Raw genomic sequence first — 23875 nt, forward strand, 5'->3', positions numbered from 1 at the left:
CCCGCGGAGCGGGTACCACAGCGCTGCGCGCTGTGCAAGCGAAACCGCTCGCTACGCTCGCGGTTCGCACCCGCTCCGCGGGTGCGAGGCCACGCTCCGCGTGGCTTGCCCGGCTTCGCCGGGCCAACCCTTTCGCTTCGCTTCAGGGTTGACGGCCCGCCTCCTGGCGGCCCTGGCCCCTCGCTCCGCTCGGGTCACCGCGGCAAGGGAGAAGGGAGCGGGGCAACGGGCGGCTCCCTTGAGGGATGGGGGTGGGGACTGGTTCAAATGCCGGGTCTCAGGCGACCCATTAACCCACCCCCGTTGCCGCGAGTTCCTCACGATCTCCGACCGGCCTACTGCCCACACCGTACAAGCCGGCACCGACATCGAGACTGCACAGGATCCCTTCCGCTCGATTCAGAACAGGTCCGGACGCACAGTCCTACGCGGGGTCGCTCGTTAGTGTTGGGTTCCAGCATGAGGGTGCATCAGACTGATGCAGCATGTACCTTTGGCGGAAGGACAGGACATCCCCGGCTGCCGGAACGGGGTTCTGGAAACGAGGATGCTGTGAATTCTCTGGGCTTCGAAAGGCGCTTTAAAGCGCGGAAGGAAATTAATCGTGAGGTTACCAGACTGACGGCAGAGCGGATTCGCGAACTCTGGGTGACCGCTGGCGGCCTAGAGAATCGGGAAGATCAGCCGGGCCCGCTGAGCGCGGAGGACCGGCTGGCGGCGGTACGCCGGAACGAGTTGAAGCGCATCTGGTCCCTGATGGCCCGCGAGGGTTGGGAGACCTACTCCCCTGAGGGCGACCCGGAGGCGGCCCGCTTGCTCCAGGCGCGGCGGGGATCGTGAGAGCGGTGAAGCCGCAGGGCTGGTGGAGAGCGCGACCAGCGCGGTGCGGGAGTTGGAGGACGCCCGCCGGCGGTACCTGACCGTCATCATGGAGAACGCCGTCGCCACCGTGCGCGGGCGCGAGCCGGACAGTCCGGATCCGGAGCTGCTCAGCCTCCTGGACGACTTCTTCACCCGTGCCGTCGTCTTCCCTGACCCGCACGGTAGCGGGGTGCCCCCCAGGCCACGTTCGGCTGGACCAGCGAGCGGCCCTTCATCGAGCACGCCAGCGACCCCGGCCGTGCCCTGGCCGTGTTCCTGCTGGCCTACCTGGACCACCACGGCGTGGCCCTGGGGGAAGCCGCCCGGCCCGCCCCGCCTGGGGACCGCAGCGGTAATGGCCGGCCTCCTGGCCGAGGTGCGGGCGCGGACGAGGCGGGCGAGGCGCCGGCGGAGCTTGTCGAACGTGTCCTGGCCGTGTGCGAGGAGCACTTCACGGCCGTCACCGGCACCAGCGGCGACCGGTGGGAGGCGGAGTCCCGGGACGTGGTGGGCATCGCACTGCGGACCGTGCACCTGGCACACAGGGACGCCTACCCGCAGGTCCTGGAGGAGTTCCTGCGGGCCAACCGCACCCGGTTGGAGCGGCTGTGGGCCCGCTACGGGCCCGGCGGGCTGTTCGCGGAGGAAGTCGTCCTGGTCGACATGACGGCCTGCTACGTGCTGTGCGAGCGGATCGAGACCGTCCCGCTGTGGCTCGAAGGGGTCTGGGCGGAGCACGGCCAGGAGGAGACGGCGCTGGAGCGGCTGCACGACGCCTGGCGGTACGCCACCAGGGACAAGGACGGCGGGCGATGACCACTCCCGAACCCGGGATTCGCGCCGCCTCGGCACCCGACCTCAGCGCCGACCCCCGCCGCCGCGTGGGCGACTACATGACGATGCAGGTCAACGCCCGCATGCGGATCTTCGCGGCCCTGGCGGCCGTTAAAATCGAGCCGGACGAGGCCGACCAGCTGGTGTGCGCGGTGAAGGCCAGCGCCGTCGCCGGGGGCCACAGCTGGGTCGAGGAGCAGTGCGAACTGGCACCCGATGAGCAGGGCGAGGCCTACCGGCAGGGCTGGGACGGCGCCATCACCGCGGCGACCAACACCCTGGTCTCCACCGCCGACAGCGTGTACCGGCAACGGGGACGCGCTCACACCACAAGCGCGCTCATGAAGTTCGCCGAAATCGTCCACCGCCACCAGCAGACAGACGAAAAGGCCGGACAGGCCGACAGCGTGGACGTTTCGAATACGCCGGAAGCTGGGGTGTAGAAGTGACCGGGATTCAGCTCAAAGAACACCAGGTGAAGCAGAAGGCGGCTGTCCGGAAATGGGTCGGATTTCCCGCAAGATCATCCGTACCCGCCCGGGGAGTGCGGGGCACCATCGTGTCCGCGACCGGCTCCGGTAAAACGATCATGGCCGCTGCGAGCGCGCTGGAGTCCTTCCCCGACGGCAGGATCTTGGTCACCGTCCCGACGCTGGACCTGCTGGTGCAGACCGCCCAGGCGTGGCGGGCCGTGGGCCACCGCTCCCCGATGGTCGCCGTGTGCTCCCTGGAGAACGACGCGGTGCTCAACGAACTGGGCGTGCGCACCACCACCAACCCGATCCAGCTCGCCCTGTGGGCCGGGTCCGGGCCGCTGGTGGCGTTCGCCACGTACGCCTCACTCGTGGACCGTGAGGACCCCGAGGACCCATCGGGCCGGGAGAAGGTCCGCGGGCCGCTGGAGGCCGCCCTGGCGGGCGGGGACCGGCTCTACGGCCAGCGCATGGACGGCTTCAACCTCGCCATCGTTGACGAAGCCCACGGCACGGCGGGTGATCTGGGGCGGCCGTGGGCGGCGATCCACGACAACACCCGCATCCCCGCCGACTTCCGCCTCTACCTCACCGCCACCCCGCGCATCCTGGCCGCGGCCCGCCCGCAGAAGGGCGCGGACGGGGCGGAGCTGGAGATCGCGAGCATGGCCGACGACCCGGACGGCACGTTCGGGGCCTGGCTCCCAGGGGCTGAGTTGGGGCTCTCGGAAGCTGTGGAGAGGGGCGTCCTGGCCGGGTTCGAGATCGACGTGCTGGAGATCGAGGACCCCGACTACTTCGTAGGAATCTCTCAGGAGGCACGGCGCGGGCGGCGCCTGGCGCTGCTGCAGGCCGCGCTGCTGGAGCACGCCGCACGCCTCAACCTCCGCACCGTGATGACGTTCCACCACCGGGTCGAGGAAGCCGAAGCGTTCGCCGACAAGCTCCGTGAGACGGCCGCCGACCTCTACACCGACGCGGTCACCGAGCACGTCCTGGACCAGGCCGACGAGCGCCCGCCCTCCCCCATGGGAGCCGAACCGGACGATCTGTGGGCCGGCCGCCACGTCCCCCCGGACCGGGTCTGGTCCACGTGGCTGTGCGGCGACCACACCGTCGCCGAACGCCGCGAGGCCTTGCACCAGTTCGCCAACGGCATCGACGCCGACGGCCGCCGCGTCCACCGTGCCTTCCTCGCCAGCGTCCGCGTCCTCGGTGAAGGCGTCGACATCACCGGGATCCGGGGCGTCGAGGCGATCTGCTTCGCCGACACCCGCGGCTCCCAGGTCGAGATCGTCCAGAACATCGGCCGCGCCCTACGCCCCAGCCCCGACGGCACCACCAAAATCGCCCGAATCATCGTGCCCGTCTTCCTCGAACCCGGCGAGGACCCCACCGACATGGTCGCCTCCGCCAGTTTCGCGCCCCTCGCAGCCGTCCTCCGAGGGCTCCGCTCGCACGACGAGCGCCTCGTCGAGCAACTCGCCTCCCGCGCTCTCACCCGGGGGAAGCGCAAGGTCCACATACACCGTGACCAGGACGGGCGGATCACCGGGGCCGGCAGCAAGGGCGACGGCGAGGACCAGGAGCAGGACCACGCCGACGCGGCCGCCGAGTCGGCGCTGCTGAACTTCGCCAGCCCCCGCGACGCGGCCACTATCGCGGCATTCCTACGCACCCGCGTCTACCGCCCCGAGTCGCTGGTGTGGCTGGAGGGCTACCAGGCCCTCCTGCGCTGGCGGAAAGATCACGGCATCACCGGCCTGTACGCCGTCCCGTACGACACCGAGACCGAGGTCGGCGTGACGACGGACTTCCCGCTGGGCAGGTGGGTGCACCAGCAGAGGAAGGCGGCGCGGGCCGGGGAGTTGGAGCCGCGCCGCAAGGAGCTGTTGGACGCACCGGCCGCCGGAATGGTCTGGGAGCCGGGTGAGGAGGCGTGGGAGGCCAAGCTGTCCGTCCTGCGGTCCTACCGGCGGGCCACCGGACATCTCGCACCGCGCCAGGACGCGGTGTGGGGTGAGGGCGAAACGATGGTGCCCATCGGACAGCACATGGCCAACCTCCGCAGGAAGGGAACCAAGAACGGACTCGGCAAGGACCCGGAGCGGGCCGCCGCCCGCGCGGCGCAGCTCGCGGAGATAGACCCCGACTGGAACTGCCCCTGGCCACTGGACTGGCAGCGGCACTACCGGGTGCTCGCCGACATCGTCGAAGACGAAGGCGGACTGCCCTACCTCGCGCCCGGCGTCATCTGGGACGGCGACGACCTCGGCAAATGGCGCTGGCGCCAACAAGAACCCGGCACCTGGAAGCAGCTCTCGACCGAGCAGCAGGAACGGCTGACCGCGCTCGGCATCAACGCCCCTGTGACCCCCTCTCCCGCCCCGGCAGCCGGGGGCGCGGCGAACGGGGCGGGCAGGGCGGCGCAGGCGTTCCAGCGCGGCCTGGCAGCCCTGACGCAGTGGGTGGAACGCGAAGGCACCGACCGGCCCGTACCCCGCGCACACACCGAGACGATCGCGGTCGACGGCCAGACCGAACCGGTGACCGTCAAGCTCGGCGTATGGATCTCCAACATCCGCGCGAGGCGCGACAAACTCACCACGGAACAACTGGACGCACTACGAAAGCTCGGCGTCGACTGGATCTGACGGTCATCGGCAAGGTCCGTCTTCTGTGGCGATTGTCCGGGGCGAAGTCAGGGACGCGGGGGCGGGGTGGTGAGGTACGGCGCGAGTTGGGCTTCAAGAGCGGAGCAGGCACGGCACTCCAGGGGTCTACGGTGCGAGGGTTTGGAGGCCGCTTGCCAGGTCGGCCTGTACCAGATCGTCGCGTTCGGCTGCGGTGAGCCAGCGGGCGCTGGAGCCGGAGCTGGTGCGTTCCACCCACAGCACGTCGTCGACGGCTTCGGCGACGGCATGCAGGTGGCTGATCACCACGACCAGGCGGTCTCCGCCAGCCTGGGTGCGCAGGACGTCCAGGGCCGCGTCGAGAGCGGTGGTGTCCAGGGCGGCGAAGCCCTCGTCGAGGAAGAGCGATCCGAGAGCGGGGCCGCTGCGTGAGTGCAGCTCGGCCAGCGCCAGGGCCAAGGCCAGGGAGGCCAGGAACTTCTCGCCGCCCGAGAGCCGGTTCGGGTGGTGGACGACGCCGGAGCTGCGGCTTACGATGTCGAAGCTCTCCGCGAAGCCGAACTGACCGTCCGACATCTGTCCGAGCATGTCGCTGGCGACGCCGAGCAGCGCCTGGGTGCGCAGCATGGTGAGGTGGCCCAGAAACTTGGCGTCGACCAGTTCCCTGCGCAGGACTTCCAATGCCTCGTGGCGGGCGGTGGCTGCGGCGATGGCGTAGTCCAGGTCGGCGGCCGGCTGGATCAGATCCTGCGCCTGCAGCTGCTTGTCGCGCTGGTCCTGTTCCTCCTGGGCAGCGCGGGCGGCCGCGGCAACAAGGGGGTGGACCGCCTGAGAGTTGGTCAGGTCCGCTGCGGGGTCGAATCTGTCGACGTCGGTGAGGGTGGCAGCGTGCCGGCGCAGGTCCGTGGCTGCTGCTTCCGCCCTGGTTCGGGCCTTGTTGGTGCGCTCGGTCAGCGTCCCGGCCAGGGCTGATGCGGTGGTCCGGAGGTCGACGGTGTACTGGCGGATCTCGGTGATCCCGGCGCCGGTGGGGGTCTTGGGGACCTGGTGGTGGGCGGATGCGTCGAGGTGTGCGATGGCGCGGCCGGCTGCCCCGGCCCAGGCGTCCAGATGGCCGCGCAGGTCGTTCAGCGGGCGTTCCACCGTGGTGCGGTGCTCGTTTTCGAGGGCGCGCTGGTCGGCCAGGAGCCCGATCTTCTCCTCGCGTGCTGCTTCCCTGCGGTCGGTCAGCTCCTGGAGTTCGGTGCGTCGGGCGTCCACGGCCGCCGCCGCGGCGGCGGCCTGGTCGGCGGTCACCGTGATCGTCTCGTCAGGCAGCGTCGCCCGGAAGCGGGCTGGTAGGGCGCGGGCGTCGGCGACGGTTCTGGCGAGGGCGCGGGTGTGACGCTCGAAGGCTGTCTTCAGTTCTGTGGTGCTGCGCTGGTGGGATGTGCGGTTCCCGTCTAGGGTCTTGCGGTCCGCTTCCAGGGCTGCGGCCTGTCGGAGCTGTTCGGTGTACAGGTTCTCGGCCTTTGCTTCGGCTGCCTGCTCGCAGACGGTGATCGCGCCGGTGATCGGTGCGGTCGTCTGGTCGCTGTGGGGGGTGGCGGAGCGGATCGCGGTGGTGAGTGCGGTCAGGGTGGCCGTTGCCGCTGCGGCGTCGAAGGCGTCGTTGGTCCGCGTCGCGAGATCCTGGAAGCTGTGTGCCGCGGTGATGGCGGCGCTGTGCTCCTTGTGTTGGGCGTCCTGGTGCTCCTCGGCGCGGTCGAGCACGGCCTGCTCGGCGACCTGCAACGCGCCGTTCGCTTGGGCGAGCCGGCGGCGGGCGGTGTCGCGGGCGGTTTCGGCCTCCTTCAGACGGGTTCTGGCTGCGGTCAGCGCGGTGACGTCGGCTGCTGCTGGTTCGAAGTCGGGGGGAAGTTCCTGGTGGCAGACGGGGCAGTCGCTGCCGGGGTGGAGGTCGGCGGCGACGGCAGCGGCCTGGTCGTGTCGCTTAAGGGTCTCCAGTTGGGTTCGGGCGGCGTCGTGGTCCGCGTTCGCGCGCTGCTCGTCCTCTTCCCGGCGGCCTTCGTCGGCCCGGGCGTTGTGGGCCTTGTGCTGGGCGGCGGCGTGGGCGGCGGCGGTGTCGGCGGTGTGCTGTGCTGCCGTGAGGGTTGCGGTCAGCAGGGTGCGTGCGGCAGCCGCGTGGTCGCGGATCTCGCGGCTGCTCTGCGCGGCCGCGCGTGCCTGCGCTGCCAGCGGCTCGCTGTGTGCGGTTCGCGCCGTGAGATCGGCCTCGGCGGCGGTGAGGGCAGCGTCCTCGTTTGCGAGCTGGTCGGTGAGCGCGGTGAGCCGGTCGCGTTCGCTGCGGTGCCCGTGGGCGTCGGCCGCGAGGGTGCTCAGGGTCGTGGCGGCCTTGGCGAGGGCGTCGCGGCTCTCCCCTGCCGCGTCGGCCGCGTTGATCTCCTCGGCGAGGGCGCGTTCGTCGGTGTCGGCCTGGTCGATGCTGCGCTGGGTTGCGTCGCAGCGCTTGGCGATGTCTGCGGCGAGGGGCTCGAGCGCGTCCAGCACGGCGTCGGCGTTGGCCACGGTGTGCTCGGACAGGTCTTGGGCGACCGTGTTCGCCTGCGCTGCCGTCTCGCGTGCTGCCGTCACCTCTTCCTGTAGCCCGGTGATGTGCTCGACTGCGGCGTTCAGATACTCGGCGCGGGCGGCTGCCGCATCGGCGGCCTCGGCGGCTTCGGCTGCGGCCTGAGCCGGGTCCTGCGGCATGGGGTCGCGTTTGGCCCTCGCTTGGATCAGCAGTCCGTTGAGGGTCTGGGCGTGGCGGGCGGCCAGCTGCTGCACCGACTCCAGCGACTCGGCTCCGAACAGTTCACGCAGGCGTTCGCTGCGCTCCTTGGGTGGCGCGGTCAAGAGCTGGTCGAACCTGCCCTGTGGGAGCAGGCCCACGCGCAGGAAGGTGTCATAGCCCATCTGCAGCACCGCCTTGACGCGGGCGTCGACGGCGGTGGCGCTGTCGACCTGCTCGCCGGTGTCCAGGTTGGCCAGATGGTGGCGTCCCGCGTTCGGGTTGCTGGCATGCATGGTGCGGTGCACCTGCCAGCGCTGCCCGCCCTGCAGGAAGGTGAGCTCGACGCTCATGGCCTGGGCGCCGTCGGCGATGAGCTGGCGCGGTTCCCTGGCATCCCAGGAGCTCTTGCGGAACAGTGCGAACGTGATGGCGTCGAGCAGACTGCTCTTGCCGGCGCCGGTGTCGCCCAGGGCGGCGACCAGGCTCCTGCCGGTGAAGTCGATGGTGGTCCGCGTGGGGTAGCTGCGGAATCCGGTGAGGTCTAGTGTCAGCGGCTTCATCGCTTCGCCTCCATTGCGGTGGTGTCCGTGCCGATGAGCAGGCGCGAGGGGTCGACGGCGGTCACGGGCGTGCCGGCGATGACTGCGGTCAGCAGGGTCTCCTCGCAGCACGGTGCGGGGTCGTCGAGGTCGGGTTCGGCCTGGAGGTGGGCGAAGGCCTTCATGACGCGGTCCCGCGCCGGACCGGAGGTGCCGCGGCCGGACAGGTAGTCGCGCAGCAGGTCCTCGATGGCAGGCAGTTCCCTGCGGGAGGTCTGCCGGTCCAAGACACGGTCGCCTGCTCCGGTGCGGCGCTCGTCGATGTCGACGAGGGTGGCCTGCGGGAGCATCCGGGCGAGGATGTCCGCCAGGCCCGGGGTGAAGGTGTCGACGTTGACCACTGCCTTCACCCAGGCGTCCCCGACGCGGGCGGCACGCTGCTCGATCTCGTCCAGGGTGCCTTCGAGGCGCACCAGGCGGCGGCCGGCGGTCAGCGGCACCAGTTCGGTGCGGGGCGCTGAGCCGGGGCCGACCTCGACCAGGACCACGCTCTTGGTGTCTCCGCTCTCGCCGAAGTCCATCTGCAGGGGGCTGCCGGCGTAGCGGGCGGGGAATCCGGCGCGGTCGACGGCCTGGGGCTTGTGGATATGGCCGAGGGCGCCGTAGGCGACGTCGGGCATATCGGCGGGAGTGATCGCGTAGTCGGAGGCGATAGAGATCTGCCGTTCCGAGTGGGAGGGGGTGGCGCCTTCGACGAACAGGTGGGCGGCGAAGACCAGGACGTCGCGGGCGCCGCGGCCGGCGGTCAGCCGGTGGTGGACGTCGGCCTGGACGGCGCGCATCCGCTGGGCGTACGTCGCGGTCAGCAGGTGCGGGTCGGCGAAGTCGTAGGTGAAGCGGTTGGGGTGCAGGTAGGGCAGGGCGCCGATACGCAGTGTCAGTTCCCCGTCCCGGGTGGGGTAGTCGGCCATCAGGAGGCCTTCGGGGCGGGCGTCGGCCGCGAAGCGCACCCGGATGTCGGCGGTGTCGCGGGTGCCCATGTCGTTGAGGACGAACTCCACGAATGCCAGGACGTTGCGGGTGTCGTGGTTGCCGGCGACCACGACCACGGGGGCGATCTCTGCGAGGCGTCGCAGGGCGTGCGCGGCGCGGCGCAAGTCGTCCAGGCCGGGGCGGGAGCTGTCGAACAGGTCGCCGCTGTGGACGATCAGGTCGGGGGCGAAGTCGGCGGCTATGGCGGTGATCTCGTCCAGGACGGCGTCGACTTCGCCATCGCGGCGGAAGCGGCCGATCTGGCGCCCCAGGTGCCAGTCGGAGGTGTGGAATACGCGTCCCGTCACGGGGCTCTCCAAGGGAAACGGTCTGCGGTCTCGGCGCGGATGCCGGAGGCTTCGGAGCCACTGACCATACACCGGTACTCTGGAAAAATCTGGAAGAGAATGGAAGTCTGGTATGGTCGGCGGCATGAGTGATCCTCTGGACGCCCTGGAGAAGAGCATCAGCGCCCTGCGCCGCGCGATCCGCGACGCTTCCGCCGCCGGTGACACCGAGCGCGCCGGCGAGCTGCGTGGCCAGTTGCGCCGCGCGGAGCGGGCCTGGGACACCCTCGTCGAGACCGACGAGTCAGCCGAGCCGCCTGTCGCCCCTACTGCGGGGCCCGCGGCCCGGGGCGCGAGCCTGCCGGCGCGTGAGCACGTCCACCGGGCCCTGACGCTGCTGCAGACCCCGGCGGCGCCCAAGCTGATCGTCGGGGTGCACGAGGCCTTCTTCCCGGGCGAACTGTCCGCGTCCAAGCTCTCCAGCCTGCGCCGAGACGAGGAGCGCTCGTACCGCTCCAGCCCCGGTGCCCGGCCGTACTACCTGTGCCCGGCGCTCGCGTACGACCTGCTGACGCCAGTGCGGGCACTGATCACGATCAGCACCTGGGATCCGGAGCAGCGCCTCGTCGGCCCGCTGTCGCCGCGCGTGAACTTCCTGCGCAGCGCGGTGCGCGTCGCCGAGACGGTGCACGCCTCGCAGAGCCCGCCGAGCGCGGCGGCGCTGCGGCTGCTGTGGCGCTTCGCGATGAACATCCCCGACGCCGCGCCCGTTGCCACGGTAGGCCGGGCGAGCTCACCGGACCCCCAGCGTGTGATCGATGCCGCCCACAGCGAGCTGGACGTGCACCAGGAGACCGACCGCGCCACCCGGGCCACGGCGGCACGACGCGCCCGCAAGAAGCTGAACGACGACGAACTCCTTTTCGGCGCGCCCCCGCAGGGCGTCATCCGCCTGCAGGCACGCGCCTGACGGCCACACCTCCGTGGTTACCCTCCCCGCAAGGACCCCCAGACCGTGAGAGCACCTGTCGACGACCGCCTGGCCGTACTGCGCGGCCCCGCGCCGCGCCGGGCCTACACCGCCCGGGCGCTGGCCGCCCTGGAGAACAACCCACGCTGCACGCTGCGCGCCCTGCTGGACGCCTCCGGCTCCGACAAGGCCGCCATCGCCGAGCACGCCGGCTACCCGTCCGCCTTCGGCCAGTCGTCCTTCGCCCTGGCCCGGGGCAACGTGTTCGAGGCGCTGGCCAAGGAGGACGGCGGCGCGGAACTGCTGCGCCTCCTGCGCGAGACCCTGGGCCTGACGCTCCCCGAGGTCGGCTACGCGGACCTCAACGACTACGGCGGCGACGGCCGACCCGAGTCCCGCTACCAGTACACCCGCGAGCTGATGGTGGCTGCCGCCCGGGGCGAGGAAGCCCCCACCCTGTACGACCGCCCAATGCTGCGCCTGCAGGTCGCCGGGCACGACGCGTACCTGGAGCCGGACCTGGTAGCCTTCCGCGCCGGCGACCGCTTCCACGTCGTGGAGATCAAGAGCTTCCCCATCATCGACGGTCAGGCGGACCCCGCGCAGGTGCGCTCGGCGACCACGCAGGCCTGCGCGTACATCATCGCGCTGCGCGACCTGCTCGCACGCGCGGGCATCGGCCCGCAGGCCGTGTCCGACGACGTCGTCCTGGTCACGCCGAAGGACTTCACCAACCGCCCGACCGCGGCTTTCGTCGACGCCCGCAAGCAGGTCGCCACCCTGACCCGGCAACTGTCGCGTCTCGAGCGGGTCGGCGACCTGGTCGCGCTGCTCCCCGAAGGCCTGACCTTCGACCTGGACCTCGACGGCACGCGGCCGCAGCGGCCTCCCGCCGAGCTCGTGGCTGCACTGGACGAGGTCGACGCGACGTACCGCCCGGACTGCCTGAACCACTGCGAGATGGCGTTCTACTGCCGCTCGCGAGCCCGCACCGGGGCGTCGCTGGACGTGCTCGGCGCGGCCGTGCGCGAGCAGTTCGGCGGCATCGACACCACGACCATGGTGCTGGGCCTGGCGCGCGGCCAGCTGACGCCCGGGCCCGACCAGAGCGAGATGGCCGTCGCGCTGCGCCACGCCGCACAACTGCGGGCCGAACTGACCGGCACCGATGGAGGGTCGATATGAGCATGCTCTCGGCGCTGGCGCGCGCGGAGGCAATGGAGGCGATGGAGGTGGTTCCCCTGACCGCGTTCCGCCACCGGCGCCTGTCGGACCGGCCGCTGGTGATCGTCCCGCTGACGATGGCCGGGGAGGCCGGCGCGCCCCTGGCCGCGATCGCGGGCACCTCCCGGCGCAGCCCCACGCTGCTGGTCGTACCCCAGCCGCGCAACCGGGACCACCGCTTCGCGTTCGCCGCCGACCTGGGGCAGATCGTGACGCAGTACATCGACTCCTTCCGCCAGGACCGCCGCGGCGAAGGAGCCAAGTCGCGGTACACCGACGCGCCGCAGATCCTCGTCCCCAACCCCGGCGGCATCAAGGCGCTCGCCGATCTGGGGCGCATGTGTCGGTTCCGTTCGACGTCGGGTCCCTACGCCGTCCCGCAGGTCGTGCCCGAGTTCGGCAGGTGGCTCACATTCCTGGTCGAGCAGGCCGAGCAGGCCGGGACCTCGGTGCTGCTGCCCGTCACCGGCCTGCTCGCCGAGCACTGGGCCACCGGACAGAGCTCCCTGGAGGACCAGAACCTCGCCTCCCTCATGGCCTGGATAGCCCCGCCGCCGGGGGTCGGCGTCGAGCAGGCCATGGCCGACGCGGAGAACCCGGACGTGTGCCCACCGGCCGGACCGGCGACCTCGCCCCAGTTCGACAACCGCGAACTGGCTCCGGCAATCAAGCGCTTTGACACCGCTGAGGACGAGCAGGCGCTGGCCGCCGCCGAACAGGAACTGCGGGAACTGGTGGCGGAACAGGTCCACCCGACCTGGCGCATAGTGTGGGACGCCGTCGCATTGCTGCGCTCGGTGCCCCAGGCGCCCCGCGCCGCCCGGCGCTTCGAGGACGACTGCTTTGCCTTCACCCGCTTCTGCGACTACCAGGACTCCGGTACCGCGCTGCCCCAGCGCAAGCGGGACACCGCGATCGGCGCGGCACGGCGGCTGAGCCGGCTGGAGCGGGCGCTGGAGAGCTTCGAGGCCGACAAGGCGTTCGACGACCCGTTCGTGCTGGCCGACCGGCGCAGCGTCGGGGAAGCGTTCGCGGGGCCGGTCACGCAGGCCGAACCGGGCCGGGTCCAGATCGGTGCCGGCAACCGGCGCCTCCCGCGGCCGCTGGTTGCCGTGCGCACCGAGGACCCCGTGCGGCTGACGCCCGGCACCCGGCTGATCAGTCCCGACATGCCCGCCGGCCACAAGGCGCAGATCGTCTCCGTGCAGCCCGAGGGCGAGGCGACGCTGATCGTGGTGGAGGTCACCGGTGGCATGGGCCGCGCCCGCATCCCCCAGGCCGGAAGCGTGCCGGTCCTGGGGCAGCGTCTGGCCTACCTGCCCGACCCGGGCTGGCGGCCGAGCCCGCAGTGGCCCGCGGACGAAGGCACCGCGTGGACGCACCACGGCGCCGGGCCCGACCAGGAGAGCACCACTTCCCAGGACGACGCGGCAGAGGGTTGGGGACATGACGACTGACGACTCCACCACACGGGTGGCGGCCGCCGAAGCCGCGGCCGCCACCGCGGGGATCCTCGCCGACCTCGCCGACCCCGGGCATCGGGCCGTCGTCGTCGACTCGCCTCCCGGCGCCGGCAAGAGCACCCTCGTTGTCAGGGCCGCCCACGAGCTCGCCGACCACGGTGAGCACCCGATCATCGTCGCCCAGACCAACAACCAGGTCGACGACCTGATCGAGCGCATCGCCTCAACCCACCCGGGCATGACGGTCGGTCGGCTCAGCAGCAGCACCTACACGCCGGCACCGGCGCTTTCGGGCCTGGCGAACGCCGCCATCGGGCGCACCCTGGCCGATCTGCGCGGCTGCCAGGTCATCGTCGGCACGGCCGCCAAGTGGGCCACCGTACGTGACGCCACTTTCGGCTGGGCGATCCTGGACGAGTCCTATCAGATGCGCTCGGACATGCTGCTGCAGATCAACCCGCGTTTCGAGCGAGGCCTGTTCGTGGGCGATCCCGGCCAGCTGGACCCCTTCACCATGGTCGACACGGAGCGCTGGATCGGGCTGCCGCACGACCCCACGCAGAACGGCGTCACCGTCATGCTCGAACACAATCCGGGCACCCCGGTACACCGGCTGCCGGTGTCCTGGCGCCTGCCCGCGTCCGCCGCTCCCACTGTCTCCCAGGCGTTCTACCCGTTCACCGGCTTCAGCGCCGGCACCGCGCAGGGCGCACGCTCCCTTCAGTTCGCCACCGCCGGGTTCGGGAACACCTGCGTCGACGAGACCCTCGCGATGGCGTTCACCACCGGCTGGGCGCTGCACGAACTGCCGCGCCGTCACGTGCCGCGCACCGACGCCGAGACGCTGCAGGCCGCCGCGGACATCGCCGCCCGGCTGCTGCACCGCGGCGCGGTGGCAGCCTGCGAACGCCACCCCGGCGGCCGGCCGCTACAGGCCGAGGACATCGCGGTCGGCGTCGCCCACCGCGACCAGGCGGACCTGGTGCGCACCGTGCTCGCCCGCGCCGGCGGCCCCCAGGCCGCTCGCGTGGCGGTGGACACCGCCAACCGGTTGCAGGGCCGCGAGTTCGAGGTCGTCATCGTCGTCCATCCGCTGTCCGGGCGCCGCGACGCCACCGCCTTCCACCTGGAGGCAGGACGGCTGTGCGTGCTCGCCTCCAGGCACCGGCAGGCCTGCATCGTCGTGGCCCGCGAAGGGATCACCGACCTCCTGGACACCCATCCCTCCACCGACCCCGTGCACCTTTCGGTGCCGGCGAAGTTCCCCGACGGGTGGGAGGCCAACCAGGTCGTCCTGGCCAAACTCGCCCAGCACCGGATCGCCGCATGAACACGGGGTGAGCCGAGCGGGGCTCAGGAGGCGGGTGGCTGCCTCCTCGGGAGCTCCTTCCGCCCCTCGGAAACCGGCAGCCATCTCCCGGGCGGGGGGATCTACCTCTCTTAGGGGGCGTGTGCACACACGGAATGGCATCGAAACGAGGGGGTGGCATGGATCCGGCACGACAGTGGTGGCGCAGTGTCCTGTCCAGTGACTGGACGGTGTTCGCTCTGCCGGAGGACCTGGTACGGGAGCGCTACACGTCCCTGCTGGCAGCGCTGGAGGAGCTCTCCACGCGCGGCCCGATGTGGACGCCGGCACAGATCCTGGAGCAGATGCGCGCCGTGGGCTTCCACGATCCACTGACCGAGGAGCAGTTGCTGGCGCTGCTCGAGCAGGTGGCCAGGTGGGAGCTGGCCAAGCCGTTCCGGGACTACGCGGCCCCGGTGCGCAACTACCGCGGCGTCATATCGCGGCAGGAGTCGTGGGCGCTGACACTTCGGGGGCGGGCGGTCGTCGCCGCGGTGCGGGCAGCCGTGCTGGATGCCCGCCGTGCACTGCAGCTGCCGACCCGGCTGCTGGACGGCGTGGAGAACACGGTCCGCCGGCTAGTGGAGAACTTCAAGTCCGATCCGGGACTGCTGACGGGCGATCTGGACGACATCCGCACGCGCATCGACGAGCTGCAGCGGGTGACGGCGGACTTCTACGGTGCGCTGGCTCAGATGGTCCAGTCCGATGTCACCGACGACAACGTGTTCGGCAGGAACCGGGACCGGGTGCTGGAGGCACTGCGGCAGTTCCCCCGCGAGTACGGGCGAGCGCTGCGCCGGGTAGAAGACGCACTCACGACACTGCGCGAGGTGGGACACGGGGCCGTCGTCGAGACGGCAGCCGTGCACGCAGGCCTGGTGGATGCCGCAGAGCAGCAGCGCTGGGTGGACGAGCGGCTGCGGCGTCTGGCCGACCTGGAGGCCTGGTTCACCCCCGAGGGGACCGTGTACCGGCTGATCGCTTCGGCGACCGGCGCCGTCCACACGCTGCTGATCGCGATCGACCGCCGCTACGCGGCCCGCCGGCGGGGCGCGGACCTGGGGGCCGATTTCCGTTCCCTTGCCCGCAGTCTGCACCGGCAGAGTGATGAGCGGCAGGCGCGCCGGGTGTACGGGGCCGCGTTCGGCGACTGGCCCGCATGGCACGCCCAGATCGGTCCGGCCGAGGAGGACGTGGCCCACGCGACGGTGGCCGCCGCGGGCACCGCGGTGCGCCGCGTGGAGGTGACGCTGCGGGAGCACGAACGGGTGGGCAGGCCCAGCGGCAGGCCCCGGAAGGTGGCCGACACCACCGCCGACCGCGAGAGCGCGCTGGCAGCGGCGCGCGAGGAAGTCCTGCGCAGGCGGCGGTTCGCCGGCCTGCTGGTGACCCCTGGCGAGGTGGGCCTCGATCACTTCGCCGGGCTGCCGGCGGACGCGGTGACGATCCTGCTGCGGGCGGTGGAGACGGCGCTGCAGGAGTTCGACCAGGAAGCGGGCTGCGGTGCCGCGGTGGCCGAGGGAGCCAACGTGGTGGTGCGGGTGCGGCCGGGAGTGGCGGGGCGTCAGGTGCGGGTTGCACTGGCCGAGGGCGTGCTGACCGGTCCTGACCTGAGGATCTGTGTGGAAGCGAGCGAGCGACGGCACCGGGCGACGGTGCGGGGGGTGGCATGAGCGGCGAAGTCCTGGAGGCGGATCTGCGCGAGGCGGCGCGGGTGCTGGTGGACCGGGGACGTCTTCGCCCGGAGTCGGAGCCGGAGCTGTACCGGACCGCGGTCAAAGGGCAGGCGGCGCTCGCAGCGCTGTTCCGCTCGGAGCTGGGCTGGACGTGCGAGGTGCTGGAGGTGGCGCAGCTGGTCCGGGTGCACAAGCGGCGCGCGGACGTCCCCGGGGACCGGGGACCTTCGCTTGCGCGCGAGCGGGGGCGGCGGGTCCTGCTGTCGCAGGAGGCGCTGCTGCTGGTGTGCCTGGTGTGTGAGCAGTTGTGGCGCCGGCCGCGGATGAGTGTGCGCGAGCTGATGCAGGCGCTCGCGCAGGTCTGCGCGGAGGAGGCGGCTACGGGCACGCTGCCGCAGGTGTCGTGGGTGGCGGGCGAGGGGGTGTCGAAGCAGCAGGCCAGGTATCACCGGCAGAACCTGGTGGACGCGCTGCAGGTGCTCGCGGCCGAGGGCTCGCTGGAGACGGACGCCGACGTGGAGCGGGTCGTGTTCGACGAGGACGCCGACATGGTGGTGACCGCTTCGCGGGACCGGCTGGCGGCACGGTTCTCCTCGCTCTCGCCCGCCCTGCTGGGCCTGGATCGCCTCCCTGCGACGGAGCACGCTACCGCGCTGTCGGCCGCTTCCCTGCTGGAACCGGTGCCGGTGGAGCCCGAGCAGGGCGCGCCGGTGGAGGAGCGGCGCCTGCAGGCACTGCGGCGGCTGGTGGACGACCCCGCAGTGGATCCCTTCGACGAGGTGACGCCGGGGACGGCGTACCTGCACACGCTGGCCGGTCGCGAGCGGGGGCTGGCGCTGCTGGCGAACCTGGGCCTTGGGGTGACGGTGCGGCGGGACTGGTGGGAGGTCACCGATCCCACCGGGCTCGGCAGTGCACTGGACTTCCCCACCGGACGGCGGATGGAGCGCCAGGCTGCGCTGGCGCTGCTGGCGTATCTGGCCGAGCAGCACGCGGCACGGGACCCGCTGCGGGTCGAGGACGTGGTGAACCTGCTGGAGACGGTGCGTGAGACGGTTCCCAACTGGGCTGCGGGGCACCGGATGCAGCTTCCCGCGCTGGCGCGGGCCGCGATCGAGGAGCTGGTGGCGGTGCGCCTGCTGACACCGGTCGCCGGGGAGGGCGAGGAGCAGTGGCGGCCCACGCCCGGGGTGCACCTGTGGCGGGTGCGGGTGACGCATGCCGCCCGCACGGCGAAGGAGCCGCAGCACGGTGCGGCGAACGGCGACGGCATCGAACCGGATGAGGGGGACGCATGAGGATCACTGGACATGGGGGCGCCGGGAGCGAAGCCGCGGGGCTGGGGGTGCCTGTCGCGGAGGGCAGGTGGCAGCCCACGCGGGCGGGTGTGGTCAACTCCTGGGCCTGGGCCGAGGAGGAGCTGCTGTTCGCCGACGGGTGGCTAACGCTGGCGGGGCCGAACGGGTCGGGCAAGTCCCTGTCGGCGTCGATGCTGGTGACGGTTCTGCTGGACGCGGACGTGTCGCAGACGGCCCTGTCGGTGTCGGGGAAGGCGGCGGGGACGCTGCTGAGCAGGCACACCGACTGGGACGAGGACCGGGACCGCACGGGTGTTTGGTGGCTGGAGTACGGGCGCCGCTCAGAAGGCGGGACCGTCGAGCACGTGACGACCGGTCTGTGGCTGCGGGCGGTCGGCAAGACGGTGCAGCGGGTGTTCTTCATCGCACGCGGGCGCGTCGGGCGGCAGCTGCGGCTGCAGACGGAACGCGAGCCGGTGCGCATCGGCGATCTCGCGGCGCAGTTGGAGGCGTGCGAGGGGCAGGCGTTCACCTCGTCCGGGACCTCGGCGGCCTCGAACCGGGCGCGGCTGTCGGAGCACCTTCGCGTGGTCGGCGATGAGCAGGATTACCGTCGCACAGTACGTGAGGAGCTGTTCGCACCCCTGGACGACGTGCAGTTCGACGCACTGGTGGGGGTGTTGCGCAGCCTGCGGAGCGTGCGCACGGCTGAGGCGATCTCCGCCGCGGAGATGGGCCGGCTGCTGTCCAGCGCCCTGCCGGCGCTGGACGGTGAGCGGCTGACGGTCATCGCCCAGGCGATGGAGCGGATCTCCGAGCTCGAGGACCAGTTGGATCGTGCCCGGGCGGAGGAGAAACTGCTGACGGACGCAGAACGCTCCTACTACCGCTACGTGGAGGCGGTGGCGGTGGTCGAGGCAGCGGCGCTGATCGCCGCGAACACCGGCTTCGACGATCAGACCCGACGCGAGCGCCGGGCGGGCGAGGAGGCGCAGCACGCCGCTGCGCAGCGCAAGGAGGCCGAGAGTCAGCTGGCCGACACGCGGGCCGAGATCGAGGGACTCGAGGGACGCAAGGAGGCCGTGCAGGAGGAGTTGCGCGGCCATGCCGGGGCTGTCCTGCCGCAGCGTGAGCAGCGGGCGCTGGAGCTGGAGGCGACCGCGCGCAACGCGGCCGCGAGCAGCGCCGACCTCAGCCGTGAGGCCGCCAAGGCTCATGAGTGCGCCTGGGAGTCAGCGCGCAGCGTCGCATCCGCTTGCAGCGCCCTGTCCTCGGTGTCCAGGCCTTTGCGGCTGGTGGGCGGCCGGCTGGGTGCCGATGCCGCACTGGAAGGGCTTCTGCTCCTCGACGGGCGCCTGTGCCGGGGCGAGGGCGAGGCGGCGGGCGAGGCACCGCTCGATGAGGTGTGCGCGGCGCCTCTGGCCTGGGCGGAGATGAGGAGCGCTCAGGTGCGAAAGGTGGAGACCGCGCTCAAGGACCACGCTGCGGCGCAGGCGGTGGAAGTGGCCGCGGCCAAAGACCTGCGCGTGGCCGAGGACGACGAGGACACGGATCGCGGCGCTGCGGAGCGGGCGGCCGAGACGAGGACAGCGTGCGAGGACTCGCTGCTGCAGGACGTCCAGCTCTGGGCCGATGACTCCGTGGAGTTGCGCGGGCCTTCCGTCGATCTGCTGGTGCGCGATGGCCGGGGCGAGGGGGAACGCCTCGTCCCCGGGGAGCTGACGGCGGCACTGGCGCAGGCGGTGAGAGAGGCCCGGGCCAGGATCGACACCGCGGGCCGGCAGCGGCAGGCAGCCGCGGACCTCGCCGTGGCCGAGCAGGCGACCAGCGCCTGGCAGGCGGCACGTGCGCAGGAGGAAAGGGACGAGCGTGCCGCACACGAAGCCGCGCAGGCGCTGCACGCCGCGCAGCAGGACGACCAGGAGCAGGAGGCGGCCGAGGAACTGGCTCGCGAACAGCACCGGCAGACCCTCAGGCGGCGACAGGAGCAGGCGGACACTCTCGTCGCCAATGCCCGACAGGCAGCCGAAGAGGGTGAAACAGCTGTGGCCGCGACGTGGGAGCAGTGGCGAGGCCTGGTCGGCGTGTGGCGGCGCGAAACCCAGTTGATCGACACCACCACGGTGGCGGAGCCCGCCGAGAACGGCAGCGCCGACGGCGCCGTGCGGGCGGTGGCGCGCGTCCATGTGGCCCTCGAACGCGCCCACGCGGCAGCGGCGCAGCAGTTGCAGCGTGCGGTGGACAGTGCCGACCAGGCCGCCACGAGGGCGCAGGAGTCGGTCTACGCGTTGGAGCAGCAGCTGGCGCAGGCCCGGCAGGCGGCACCGGTGCCGACGGCGCCGTGGTGGCGCAGTCGGCAGCCGCAGGACGGCACCCCGCTGTGGGCGCTGCTGGACTTCGCCGACGGCGTGGCCGACGACGCCAGGGACCGGCTCGAGGGGGCCCTGCTGGTCAGCGGCCTGTTGGACGCGCTGGTCCGTGCGGACGGGTTGACGGTGGCCGGGGACGTCACTTTGCACCCGGGAGCGGCCCCGGCACCGGGTGCGAGCCTGGCCGACGCACTGCGGCCCGACACACGGGGCCAGGTCCCCGCCGAGGTGATCGAGCAGTTGCTGTGTTCCGTCGCCGTGGACCCCTCGGTCAGTGACCAGATCACCTTCGCAGTGGCGACCGCAGTCGCGCCCGCCGGGTACCGTGCCCGGTTCATCGGGCAAAGCGCCCGCGAACGCGCCCGGCTGCAGCAGGTGGCCGATCTGGAGCGACAACTCGACGACGCGCAGCGAGTGTCGCGCGACCTGCGCCAGGTGACGGTGGATTTCCGCGCCCAGGTGACCGCTGCTGCTGCGGAGCGTGACCGCTTCCCCTCTCCCGCGGCATGGGAGCAGGCCCGTGGGACGTGGCAGGGTCTGCTCGGCGCTGTGCAGGAGGCACAGCAGCAGTGCACTAGGGACGTGCGCTTTGCCGAGCTCCAATTGGCGCAGGCGGTGCAGGCTCTCGACCAGGGGGCGGCGCGGCGTCGTGCCGCCCTGGAGCTGCAGGTCCAGGAGGTGCGGCACGCCGAGCAGGTCGCCGCGGCGGCACAGACAGCGCTGCGGCGCGCTGATGACGCCAAGTGCGAGCGGGCCGAGGCCGCGACCGCCAGCCGTGGTGCGTGGGAGGACGCGAAAGCGGCTCAGCAGCGAGCCGATTCCGAGGCGGCCTCTTTCCCGTCCCTGGAGCAGGTCGTCTCGGCCCAGCAGCGTGAGGACGACGCGGCCGGACGCCTGGAGCAGGCCATCGGTCGTGTCGCCGATCACCGCGAGGGTCACCGCCGTGCCGGCGATGCCGTGCGGCAGACGCTGCGGGCCCTGCACCGTGCCGCCGACGCAGGAGGCGGCGCGATGCTGCCCACGGATCCCAAAACGGTGGACGCCCATCGCGAGGACTGCACGGTGATGCAGCGTCAGGTCGAGGCGTGGCGTGGTGCCGGTGCGCGGGTGGTCGATCTCGTGCGCAGGGCGCGGCACGATGCGGACGCTGCTGGTCGGCTGCAGGGCCTGACGGATCAGGCCGCTGCGCAGGCGGAGCGGGACGCGCTGGCAGCCGAGCGGGAGAAGTCGGCCGTGGAGGAGATGCGGCGAGTGTACGGGGCCCAGTACGAGCAGTTGCGTGCCTCGCTGGCGGAGGTCACCGGGGCGCTGGAGCGTGCCCGGGAACGCTCGGCGACTTTGCAGCGGGCTAAGGAGCAGGCCACCGCTGACGCGGCGTCCGCCCAGGCACGGCTCGATGAGGTCGCGCCGCTGCGGCGGGCTGCCGAGCAGCACCGTGACTCCTGCCTCGCGCAGTTGGGCCGGCTCGTGGAAGAGGGCCTGGCCGTGGTGGGCGAGGACATCCCCACCGGACCGCAGGGCCGTCCGGCGCACCTGACCGCCGGCCTCGCCTGGGCCCGCCATCTGCTGACCGACCGCGCCAGCAACGCGGGCACGGCGGCGGTGGGGGCAGACCGCCTCGCGACAGCAACCCGCGTGCGTGACGGCGCGCTCAAACACCTGGAGGGCACCGCTCGCACCGCCAATGGGACGCTCGCCAAGTTCAACCGGCAGATCATCCTCACCAACGTCTCCGGGACCGCGTGGCAGCGCTGTGAGGTCGCCGATCCTGCCGCAGCCCGTGGCCAGGACCTGCGCACCGCGGTGGAGGCATTGCGCGCTGCCGCCACCCAGCTGGAGCAGGACCTGCGTGCCGACATCAAGAAGGCCATCAAGACCAGCATGTTCGCCCAGCTGCAGCGCGACGTGCAGGTCCGCCAGGATCTGGCGCAGCAGCTGGTCCGGCAGATCACCACGACGCTACAGGGGGTACGCACGGGGGTCGCTCGAGTGGGGGTGAAGGTTGAGTGGGCGGTACGCGGCGACGCGGACGCGCAGGCGATGGTGGAGCTGGTCAAGAGTCCGCCCTCAGACGAGATGTTCGAGCGTATGTACGACGTTCTGCGGCAGCGGATGGAGGAGTCGATCGGGGACACCTGGACCGACCGTGTCGCCCACACGTTCGACTACCGTGCCTGGCACGAGTGGAAGATCTCGGTGACCCACGCCTCGTTCGGCGACGGGAATGGCGACCACTTCAAGGAGGTCAAGCCCCGCGGCGCGAACCCGCTGGAGACTTTGTCGACGGGGGAGCGGCGCCTGGCCACAATGCTGCCGCTGCTGGCCGCCGCGTGGTCGATGTACAGCGGGGACTACCGCGGGCCCAGGCTCTTGTCGATCGATGAGCTCGACGCGGCATTCGACGATGCGAATCTGCGTCAGATGCTGGGCTTGCTGCGGCGTTGGGAGTTCGACGTCCTGGCCACGGCGCCGTCGATGACTCCGGTGATCAAGAAGGAAGCGGGGCGGGTGGTGATCCACCAGGTCGTCGCCAGCGGGCAGCAACGGGTGACGGTGCCGTGGCTGTGGCAGGGCCAGGGGGAGGCCCAGCCCCTCACCTTGGACCTCGACTTGGGCTGCGGCGAAGGAACGGTCGACTGATGGGCGGCTCGTGGCAGTGGGTTGCGGCCGATGCGGAGCTCGCCCCGCTGTGGGAGGCGGTCCACGACCGGCTCTGCGGCGGGACGGTCCCTGCCTCGCTGGCGAGCGTACGCGTGCCCGGGCTGGGGGCAGCCGCGGTCGCGGCGCTGCGGTCGTGGCTGGACAGCGCGCAGCAGGTTCGGCGCGGCACCAGCGCGGTGACGGTGACCGCCACCGGGACGGTGGTGCCGGTACGGGCGCTGCTCCAGGCGCTGTCGCTGGAGCCCTCGGACCTGGTGCCGCTGGTCGAGCAGGCAGTGGGAAGAACGGTGGTCAACCGGTCCCATGAGCGGGCGAACTCTGCCGCGATGCGCGAGGACGTGTGGCAGTACGCTGCCACACGCCTGTACCGGTTTCCGGCGGTGCTGGCGCGCATGCGTGCCGCCGGGATCAGCCAGGGCGCGCAGCACGAGGTCCGGCGCCTGGTGGACGCCCTGGCCGCAGTGGCGGACCAGTTGCCGGCCAACCCGCCGGTCTCGCTTCCCAAGCTCGCCCACGACACCGCCGGCGACCCGCACTTCTTCGACCTGGACACGGCGGCGGGCGCCCGGCTGGTCACCCTCGCAGCCGAACTCGCCGGTGCGGAGGAACCCACCCGACCCGACCGGATCCGCGCCCTGCTCGAGCACGTAGGCGTGGTGGCCGACCGGCTCACCGCCACAGTGCTGCTGCACCGCGTCGCCGCGGTGGGCCACGGCCCGGTGGACCGGCGCCTGCGCGAGGCGGCGGTCCCGGTGGCGCTGCACCTGCTCGACCTGACCCGCACTCCCCCGCACCTGGACCCGGGCCAGGTGCTGACCGTGGTGGAGAACCCCTCCGTCCTCGAGGCCGCGCTCGTGCGCGGGCACACCGCCCCGCTCGCGTGCACCAGCGGCCAGCTGCGCGCCGTGGACCACGCACTGCTGCAACTGGCCCTGGACCAAGGCGTGGCGCTGCGCTACGCGGGCGACCTCGACGGACCCGGCTTCGCCATCGCCCACACCGTCGCCCGCACCTACGGTGCCGAGATCATCGCCATGGACCTGGCCACAGTCCACGACGCGGCCCACCGCCCCTGCGCTGTACCGTTGGGCCCGCTGCCGACCGAGGGGCTGGACCTGCGGCTCGGGGACGTGCTGCGAGACGCGGGACACACGGTATTTCAGGAACACGATGCCGTCCTGGAGCGACTGCTACCGCACGACCACCGGTGACCAGGGCGTGCCGTTGCCCTCCGGGGCCGGGGGCGCACGCGCTGCGGTCGACGCAGGCGATCACGATGCGGGGCATGGGTTCTCATCCCCGGGGGCACGAGAGGGACTGATCCACTGGTCCCGGTGCGACGAGATGGGACCGGTCGTGTAGAGGCAGGGCAGTACGGGCGGCACCGCGCGAGGCCCGGGACGGCTGGGGAGGCAGTGCAGCCGGGGCCGGCCGACGGCGTGATGGTGGCGG

Annotated in this window: 13 protein-coding genes; 11 read left to right on the plus strand and 2 right to left on the minus strand. The window is 71.9% G+C overall.

Features of this window, described 5'->3' with window-relative positions; translation table 11 throughout:
* Positions 1-1131 precede the first annotated feature (1131 nt).
* The 3 genes from ACH4SL_RS21425 to ACH4SL_RS21435 are packed head-to-tail and all read left to right on the plus strand — an operon-like array spanning position 1132 to position 4822.
* Positions 1132-1677, plus strand: a complete 546-nt coding sequence (locus ACH4SL_RS21425) for a hypothetical protein (protein ID WP_398447832.1) — start codon at positions 1132-1134, stop codon at positions 1675-1677.
* Positions 1674-2138 (plus strand): hypothetical protein, encoded by a 465-nt coding sequence (locus ACH4SL_RS21430; protein ID WP_398447834.1) that lies wholly within the window; start codon positions 1674-1676, stop codon positions 2136-2138. Before ACH4SL_RS21425 ends, ACH4SL_RS21430 begins: the two co-directional genes overlap by 4 nt.
* A gap of 2 nt (positions 2139-2140) precedes the next feature.
* A complete protein-coding gene (locus ACH4SL_RS21435) occupies positions 2141-4822 on the plus strand; it encodes a Helicase associated domain protein (RefSeq protein ID WP_398447836.1) in 2682 nt (893 codons plus the stop codon).
* 126 nt (positions 4823-4948) lie between these two features.
* Here ACH4SL_RS21435 and ACH4SL_RS21440 read toward each other — a convergent pair whose 3' ends face one another.
* Complete coding sequence (locus ACH4SL_RS21440; protein WP_398447838.1) at positions 4949-8113, minus strand: AAA family ATPase; 3165 nt, start codon at positions 8111-8113, stop codon at positions 4949-4951.
* A complete protein-coding gene (locus ACH4SL_RS21445; RefSeq protein WP_398447840.1) occupies positions 8110-9432 on the minus strand; it encodes an exonuclease SbcCD subunit D in 1323 nt (440 codons plus the stop codon). The genes ACH4SL_RS21440 and ACH4SL_RS21445 overlap by 4 nt, the downstream gene beginning before the upstream one ends.
* A 124-nt stretch (positions 9433-9556) precedes the next feature.
* On the opposite strand from ACH4SL_RS21445, the gene ACH4SL_RS21450 reads away from it, so the two are divergent.
* The 8 genes from ACH4SL_RS21450 to ACH4SL_RS21485 all read left to right on the plus strand — a co-directional run bounded on the left by ACH4SL_RS21450 (position 9557) and on the right by ACH4SL_RS21485 (position 23634).
* Positions 9557-10381 (plus strand): hypothetical protein, encoded by an 825-nt coding sequence (locus ACH4SL_RS21450; RefSeq protein WP_398447842.1) that lies wholly within the window; start codon positions 9557-9559, stop codon positions 10379-10381.
* A 45-nt stretch (positions 10382-10426) separates the two neighbouring features.
* Positions 10427-11566 (plus strand): hypothetical protein, encoded by a 1140-nt coding sequence (locus ACH4SL_RS21455; protein WP_398447844.1) that lies wholly within the window; start codon positions 10427-10429, stop codon positions 11564-11566.
* Positions 11563-13062 (plus strand): hypothetical protein, encoded by a 1500-nt coding sequence (locus ACH4SL_RS21460; RefSeq protein ID WP_398447846.1) that lies wholly within the window; start codon positions 11563-11565, stop codon positions 13060-13062. Before ACH4SL_RS21455 ends, ACH4SL_RS21460 begins: the two co-directional genes overlap by 4 nt.
* Positions 13052-14398: an AAA domain-containing protein gene (locus ACH4SL_RS21465; RefSeq protein ID WP_398447848.1), complete on the plus strand. Its 1347-nt coding sequence runs from the start codon at positions 13052-13054 to the stop codon at positions 14396-14398. Before ACH4SL_RS21460 ends, ACH4SL_RS21465 begins: the two co-directional genes overlap by 11 nt.
* Positions 14399-14556: 158 nt before the next feature.
* Positions 14557-16092: a DUF2397 family protein gene (locus ACH4SL_RS21470; RefSeq protein ID WP_398447850.1), complete on the plus strand. Its 1536-nt coding sequence runs from the start codon at positions 14557-14559 to the stop codon at positions 16090-16092.
* Positions 16089-17393: a DUF2398 family protein gene (locus tag ACH4SL_RS21475; RefSeq protein ID WP_398447852.1), complete on the plus strand. Its 1305-nt coding sequence runs from the start codon at positions 16089-16091 to the stop codon at positions 17391-17393. The genes ACH4SL_RS21470 and ACH4SL_RS21475 overlap by 4 nt, the downstream gene beginning before the upstream one ends.
* A gap of 89 nt (positions 17394-17482) precedes the next feature.
* Positions 17483-22402 carry an SbcC/MukB-like Walker B domain-containing protein gene (locus tag ACH4SL_RS21480; RefSeq protein WP_398447854.1) on the plus strand — a complete coding sequence of 1640 codons (4920 nt, stop codon included), beginning with the start codon at positions 17483-17485 and terminating at the stop codon, positions 22400-22402.
* Positions 22402-23634 carry a DUF2399 domain-containing protein gene (locus ACH4SL_RS21485; protein WP_398447856.1) on the plus strand — a complete coding sequence of 411 codons (1233 nt, stop codon included), beginning with the start codon at positions 22402-22404 and terminating at the stop codon, positions 23632-23634. Before ACH4SL_RS21480 ends, ACH4SL_RS21485 begins: the two co-directional genes overlap by 1 nt.
* Positions 23635-23875 lie beyond the last annotated feature (241 nt).

It is taken from the genome of Streptomyces sp. NPDC021020, assembly GCF_044333285.1.
Lineage (GTDB): Bacteria > Actinomycetota > Actinomycetes > Streptomycetales > Streptomycetaceae > Actinacidiphila.

Excerpts from the sequence above, each read along its gene's own strand:
- ACH4SL_RS21430 (WP_398447834.1), top strand. The coding sequence starts at position 1,674 with ATGACCACTCCCGAACCCGGGATTCGCGCCGCCTCGGCACCCGACCTC.
- ACH4SL_RS21440 (WP_398447838.1), bottom strand. The coding sequence starts at position 8,113 with ATGAAGCCGCTGACACTAGACCTCACCGGATTCCGCAGCTACCCCACG.
- ACH4SL_RS21450 (WP_398447842.1), top strand. The coding sequence starts at position 9,557 with ATGAGTGATCCTCTGGACGCCCTGGAGAAGAGCATCAGCGCCCTGCGC.
- ACH4SL_RS21460 (WP_398447846.1), top strand. The coding sequence starts at position 11,563 with ATGAGCATGCTCTCGGCGCTGGCGCGCGCGGAGGCAATGGAGGCGATG.
- ACH4SL_RS21465 (WP_398447848.1), top strand. The coding sequence starts at position 13,052 with ATGACGACTGACGACTCCACCACACGGGTGGCGGCCGCCGAAGCCGCG.
- ACH4SL_RS21470 (WP_398447850.1), top strand. The coding sequence starts at position 14,557 with ATGGATCCGGCACGACAGTGGTGGCGCAGTGTCCTGTCCAGTGACTGG.
- ACH4SL_RS21475 (WP_398447852.1), top strand. The coding sequence starts at position 16,089 with ATGAGCGGCGAAGTCCTGGAGGCGGATCTGCGCGAGGCGGCGCGGGTG.
- ACH4SL_RS21485 (WP_398447856.1), top strand. The coding sequence starts at position 22,402 with ATGGGCGGCTCGTGGCAGTGGGTTGCGGCCGATGCGGAGCTCGCCCCG.